We start from the raw sequence: 6709 nt of genomic DNA, 5'->3' as shown, positions 1-6709 counted from the left end.
TCCTCCGGCAGATACTGCACGATCGCCGAGAGGTTGGCGAGCATGCGGACATGGCCGCGCACGCCTTGCGAATATTCCGACAGCTCGACCGCGATCTTCTCGACATTGAGCAGCGTGAGACGGGCGTGATGCAGCAGCGCTTCGCCGGCCGGCGTCAGCGCCATGCCTTTGGAGAGCCGCTTGAACAGCGTGACGCCGAAAGCAAGCTCGAAGTCGTTCATGCGCTTGGAGACGGCGGAGGCCGCGATGCCCTCGCGGCTCGCGGCACGCGTCAGATTCTGTTCCTCACAAATCGCGATGAACAGCCGCAGCGTCGTCAGATCGACCCGGCGCGACAGCGCGGTTTCGGCCGCGGACACGATGCGTGGCGCGTCGGGATCGATAGTGTCAGAGGGCATGTCGTCTTGTCGTCCGAGCCGTCATTGCGAGGAGCGTTGGCGACGAAGCAATCCAGACCGCCTCCGCGGAAAAGATTCTGGATTGCTTCGCTTCGCTCGCAATGACGGCGGAGCCTTTCACCCCGCCACCTTCGCAGTCGCGACGTCGCGCTGGCGCTTCATCACGATCTTGTTGAGCGCGCCGAGATAGGCTTTCGCTGACGCAACCAGCGTGTCGGGATCGGCCGCACGCGCCGTCATCGACCTTCCCTCATGGCTCAGCCGCACCGAGACTTCGGCCTGCGCATCGGTGCCTTCGGTCACCGCATGCACCTGATAGAGCTCGAGCTTGGCTTCATGCGGCACCAGCGCCTTGATGGCGTTGAACACCGCGTCGACCGGACCGTTGCCTTCGACCTCCTCGATCTTCACCTGGCCGTCGACATCGAGCTTCATAGTGGCGCGCTGCGGACCACGCGTGCCCGCGATCACCGTCAGCGACATCAGCTTGATGCGGTCGTGGGAAGCGGCCATCTCGCCCTCGACCAGCGCCTCGATGTCCTCGTCGTAGATGTCCTTCTTGCGATCGGCCAGGGCCTTCATCCGCGCAAAGGCATCCTCGAGCTGGTTCGGACCGAGCTTGTAGCCCAACTCCTCCAGCTTGTGGATGAAGGCGTGGCGCCCGGAATGTTTTCCCAGCACCAGCGAGGATTGCTTCAGGCCGACCATCTCCGGCCGCATGATCTCGTAGGTCGACGCATCCTTCAGCACGCCGTCCTGATGGATGCCGCTCTCATGCGCGAACGCGTTCCGGCCGACGATCGCCTTGTTGTACTGCACCGGGAACGAGGTCGCCGCCGACACCATTTTCGAGGCGCGCGTGAGCTGCGTGGTGTCGATCCTGTTCCACCACGGGAACTTGTCGTTGCGCACATTGATCGCCATCACGATCTCTTCGAGCGCCGCGTTGCCGGCGCGCTCGCCGATGCCGTTGACGGTGCATTCGACCTGCCGCGCGCCACCCGCGATGCCGGCGAGCGAATTGGCGACCGCCATGCCGAGATCGTTATGGCAGTGGACCGAGAACACCGCCTTGTCGGAGTTCGGCACCCGCTCGATCAGCGTGCGCATGAAATGGGTGTATTCCTCGGGGATCGTATAGCCGACGGTGTCGGGGATATTCACCGTGGTGGCGCCGGCCTTGATCACGGCCTCCACGATGCGGCAGAGGAAGTCCATCTCGCTGCGGGTGCCGTCTTCCGCCGACCATTCGACGTCGTCGATATGGTTGCGGGCGCGGGTGACGTTGGCAATCGAGGTCTCGATCACCTGCTCCGGCGTCATGTTCAGCTTGACGCGCATATGCAGCGGCGAGGTTGCGATCACGGTATGGACGCGGCCCCGCTTCGCAAACTTTACGGCTTCGGCGCAGCGGTCGATGTCCTTCGGATGCACGCGGGACAGGCCCGCGATGACCGCGTTCTTGGAGCGGCGGGCGATCTCGCTCACCGCCTGGAAGTCGCCTTCGGAGGTGATGGGGAAGCCGGCCTCGATGACGTCGACACCCATGTCGTCGAGCATCTCGGCGACCTCGAGCTTCTCTTCGAAGGTCATGGTGGCGCCGGGGCATTGCTCGCCGTCGCGCAGCGTGGTGTCAAAAATGATGACGCGGTCCTTCTCGGACTTTTTGGCGGTGGTCATGGCAAAGATTCCTTATGGGTCAGTGCGCTGCATCTGAAGAGCGCTGAAGGGTTTTGGTGTTCTCGCGCAACCCCTGAGTGCCCAGGCGCAAACCGCCCAGACGGCCCTCAGGGGCCGATAAGAAGCAGAAGCCCGCCAAGAAGCAGGGTGGACGCCGACGCAGCCGGAATCGCGCGTGCGGCTTGCGCCGCCCCGTCCCGATCTCCGCACAAACGCTTGCGAATCAGCATCGCCAGACCCTTTTCGGCGCACAAATCCTCGGCCAAAACCGTTGACGGTTCGTTGCCGGCGGAGGCGCCGTGCCGCTCTTCTAGACGAGAAAGCCGCATGGCCGCAACGCCAAAAACTGGTCAGGATGGGTGACCTATACGCAGCGCCCGACACGAAGCCTCGTTCCCGCGGCACGACATGCCCGAGTTTTGCATCGTCCGTCGCCCCAGAAATCAAGGGCGCAGGGAATGCCGGATGCAGGCCGCACCCGCGAGCCTTGCGTGCAAAGAAAGTGCACTTTGCGCACGCAAGCAACAACAGGGCAGCCGGAACAACCGACATTCCCTGCGCAATGGTTTTAACGGCTGCTCCGCGCTCTCCCCGGGGTACCGGGCTTGATAGCCCCCGTCGCCTGCGAGCTTTCGCCCGCAGACTTGACGCCAGCGTCGGGGCGTCAGGACCACACGGCTTGGCCGTCCATGCCGGCGCGTTCGTCTCACGCGCAAACACGTCCACCGCATCCCGCGCCCAACGTTCGTGACGATCGCGAAGCGCCCCTCTTATCGGGTGCGGGACGGCGCGAAGCAAACCATATCTTACGAAAAACGGAAGCAAAATATTTTTCGCAGGAACGCTTGACATCTTCTGATTCATGGAAATCACATTCCGATAACAAGAAATGATTTGCCCGCCGAGGCCGGGCAAGAACTTGCGCTCAGTGTGCGAAAGGCAAGGCCTGACGGCAACGGGCGAGCGGAGGCGAGTTTGGCGTCCAGAATGGGCTCAGCGCTGTGCAAATGAGGTTTAAGAGGGCTGTTGGAGCGCGCAGAGGCGGCGAGATTAGGTTTGCGATGCAGGCGATGAAGCGTTCGAGGCCGAGGATGTTGAGCACACGGCTGAGGTTGTAGCACAGCGCCATCAGGCTCCATTCGCCGCGAACCTTGTTGAAGCCGCGGACCAGAAAGTGGCGATAACCGGCGCGACACTTGATTGTGCCGAAGGGATGCTCGATGAGGGCGGATCGGCGGCGCATCAGCTCATCTGCGCCTTGCATGCGTGCGCGATGACGTTCGAGAACATCCTCGTGCTCCCAGCGATACACGATACGTTGAGAGGCATTCTCGGCAAGACAACGTGACCTTAACCGGCAAGTTTGGCAGATCGCCTTCCGGCTCGCATAGCGGATCTCGATCCGGCCGCTTGCGTTTTGCCAATGTCCCTTGACCCGACGCAGCCGTTCGCCGGCGGGGCAATGATAGGCGTCTGCACCAGCATCGTAGCTGAAGGCCCTACGGCTGAAGCGACCCTTCTTCTCGACCACCTTGTTGCCTTCTGGCACAGGTACATAGGCGACGATGCCGTCATCCTCGCACGCCTTCAGTTCGAGACTGCTGTAATAGCCTTCATCGGCCAGCACCTGCAGCGCCTTCGCTCCAAGAATGTCTTTGGCCGCCTTCGCCATCGCATGAAGCTGGCCGACATCACTGCTGTCGTTCACAACAACGCTGCCGCCGACCAGCTCCAGTTCGCGCGCCAGCAGCACAAAACTGCGGTTCGCTGCCTTTAATGCCGCCCAGTTCTCCTTGCGGAAGTTGGCGATCGTTCGATAACCGGGCTTCAGGTTCTTCAAGAGCCAGATCAGCTCCAGATTCCGGCTGGCCTCCCGCTCCAACCGACGCGAAGACCTGACCTGATTGATATAGCCATAAAGATAGAGCTTCAGCAGGTCGGCCGGATCATAGGGCGGCTGACCAGCTTCTTCCGCGCCGCGATCCGCATGGCGAAAGCCAAGCTTGGCAAGATCAAGAGCGCAAACAAAGCTCTCGATCGCCCGCACCGGATTGTCCGCTCCGACATAGTCCTCAATCCGCGCCGGCAGAAGGCTGACCTGGTCCCGGCTCTCGCCGGTCTTGAACGTGTGATTCGTCATAAAACGAATCGTACATCAGAATCCCAAACCGACCGCTTTCTTGCCCAGCCTCGCCGGGCAAAGTCAGCCTTCCCTGTCATTCCGGGGCGGCCCGCTGGCGCCGAGCGCGCAATGACGTCGCTTGTGGTCGCCAGCGTCGGGGCGCTTGCCAAGCCCCCTCGTAGGCACCGAGGACGAAGCGTTGGGACAGCGCTTCTGCCGAATTACATTGCTTGCGCTGTTAGAGGTTCGAGCGTTGAGTCCATGACCATAAAGGGTGCCGCTAGTCCTATCAAATCCTTCAAGCTGCCTTTCGGGTTCTCATCGCGCGATGGGACCAGAACGCCGCAAGCCGAGCGGATCCACCTTAGCGGATCGGAAATGGCCAAGCGTGCGGCCTAATGCGCGCAACTTGCACTGGTCCCTACCAGCAAGACTAGGGAGGAGAACGATGAGCAGTTGGCTTAGTGAACGCGAACAGCGCCTCGTTGCCGGCGCCGAAGCAGCATCGGCGGCAACGCCGATTCCTACCCAGATCGTATCAAACGGCGAGTATCTCCCGCCCCCGCAGAGCGCCATTCAGAAGAAGGTTGAAACTCGAATTAACGAGCTCGCTGATGCTAACGGCAAACGGCTGGGCCTGAGCCGCCGGCAGTTCTTGCATACGAGCTGCGGCATGGCCGCGGCCTTTCTCGCAATGAACGATATCTACGGTAACGTCTTCCAAGTTGCGCCGGCCGAGGCCCGTGAGCCCGAGCTGATGCTGGCACGCGCGCAAAGCCTCGCCGGCCAGTTCATCTTCGATGTCCAGACCCATTTCGTGCGCGACGACTTCGATCACAAGGAGCTCCTGGGGCTTGCGGACTTTGCAAGTCAGCACTGGAACCCGAGGATGAAGGATGAGGGCGTCTCTTCGCTCGCCCGCTACAAGTTCCTGAACTATGTGAAAGAGGTCTACTACGACGGGGACACCAACATAGCGCTCTTAAGCGGCGCGCCGTTCGACGACCCTAGCTGGTGGCTTTTGTCCAACGAGCAAATTGTCAAGGCGCGAGAGCTGATCAACGACTTCGCGGGCTCGCGCCGCCTCTTGGCGCACAGTGTTATCACCCCCAAGCAACCCGGCTGGATGGACGAGGTCGACAAGGCGATCGCGGTCTACAAGCCGGATTCATGGAAGTCCTACACGATCGGCGACCCGCTTGCGCCATCGAAATTCCCATGGCGGCTCGACGACGAGGCGGTGATGTATCCGTTCTACGAGAAAGCTGTGAAGGCCGGTATCAACACGCTGTGCATTCACAAGGGTCTGCTGCCGCCCGACTATGAGAAGTCGTTTTCCGGCGTGTGGGAATACGCAACGGCGTGGGACATCGGGAAGACCGCAAAGGATTGGCCGCAGATGAATTTCGTGATCTATCACTCGGCGCTGCGACCGTTCCTCGAACTGCCGGACAAGGCGTGGGCGGAGTTCGAGCAGACCGGCCGCATCCAGTGGGCCACAGATCTCGCGGAAATCCCGCAGAAGTTTGGTGTCACCAATGTCTATGCCGAGCTCGGCACGTCCTTTGCGAACTCGGCGGTGGCGCATCCAAAATTCTGCGCCGCGCTGGTCGGCACGCTGATCAAGGGCATGGGGGTCGATCACGTGATGTGGGGAACCGACTCGGTCTGGTACGGCTCACCGCAGTGGCAGATCGAGGCGCTGCGCCGCCTCGAAATCCCGGAGGACATGCAGACGAAGTACGGCTTTGCGCCGCTCGGCGACGCCAACAGCACGACCAAGCAGGCGATCTTCTCGGGCAACGCAATGAGGTTTTACAAAATCAAGCTGAAGGCGGCTGACAACAGCAAGATGCCAGCCTTTTCCGAGGACCGCCTCGCGGCGCTTAAAACCGAGTACACACAGGCGGCCAAGGAACCCTCGAACTTGCGCTACGGATACGTTCGCGCCGCCTAGAGAATGATCCGGGAAATCGGCGCGAGTGGGCCGAGGAGACCTCTGACGTTAGAGAGGGATGATTCGATCGAAATCGTCCCTCTCCAACTGAACAACGCCTGCTGCCGGAAACATTCGGGCCCGCAAGGGCCGACATCGCCATCACCCGGGGCTTGATCCCAGCGCCGGGACCACACGGCTTGGCCGCCCGTGCGACACGTTCGTCTCACGCGCAAATTCGTCCACCGCATCCCGCTCCCAACGTTTCGCGACGATCGCGAAGCGCCCTCTCGTGAAGCGTGGCAAGCATCGCAAGCTCAAGCACATCGCGCGACTTCGCGCAGAGCGCGCCAAGCGACAATCCATATGTCGCTCAGCGGGAATAGGAACTCATGCGTTGGCCTTACGGTGTTACCCATACGCATTTTGCAATTGATTCTCTCCGCACTCTTCAGGCTAGTTCTCTTGATGTTGCGGGAAGAGGAAAAATCCACGCCGTTGCTTGGCAGTATTTGGAGTCTTGTTTTTGAATTCGTCGTCAACTGAATTGAGTCTCGGCACGCCTGGAGAAAG

General features: G+C 61.1%; 5 protein-coding genes. 1 reads left to right on the top strand and 4 read right to left on the bottom strand.

What is annotated here, in order from left to right; translation table 11 throughout:
* From VKR55_RS27545 to VKR55_RS27530, 4 genes are all read right to left on the bottom strand, one after another.
* Positions 1-398: LysR family transcriptional regulator (locus tag VKR55_RS27545; RefSeq protein WP_324408389.1), on the bottom strand; the 398-nt coding region annotated here is incomplete at its 3' end.
* A 117-nt stretch (positions 399-515) separates the two neighbouring features.
* Complete coding sequence (locus tag VKR55_RS27540) at positions 516-2078, bottom strand: 2-isopropylmalate synthase (RefSeq protein ID WP_324408388.1); 1563 nt, start codon at positions 2076-2078, stop codon at positions 516-518.
* Between the two features lie 107 nt (positions 2079-2185).
* Positions 2186-2407, bottom strand: a complete 222-nt coding sequence (locus VKR55_RS27535) for a hypothetical protein (RefSeq protein ID WP_324408387.1) — start codon at positions 2405-2407, stop codon at positions 2186-2188.
* A 596-nt stretch (positions 2408-3003) separates the two neighbouring features.
* Positions 3004-4218 carry a transposase gene (locus VKR55_RS27530; protein ID WP_414642470.1) on the bottom strand — a complete coding sequence of 405 codons (1215 nt, stop codon included), beginning with the start codon at positions 4216-4218 and terminating at the stop codon, positions 3004-3006.
* A gap of 430 nt (positions 4219-4648) precedes the next feature.
* Between VKR55_RS27530 and VKR55_RS27525 the strand changes: the two genes are divergently transcribed.
* Positions 4649-6157, top strand: coding sequence for an amidohydrolase family protein (locus VKR55_RS27525; RefSeq protein WP_324408385.1), 1509 nt, complete (start codon positions 4649-4651; stop codon positions 6155-6157).
* Positions 6158-6709: the final 552 nt, after the last annotated feature.

It is taken from the genome of Bradyrhizobium sp., assembly GCF_035309285.1.
GTDB lineage: Bacteria > Pseudomonadota > Alphaproteobacteria > Rhizobiales > Xanthobacteraceae > Bradyrhizobium.
This window is presented reverse-complemented; position numbering and strand designations above follow the sequence as displayed.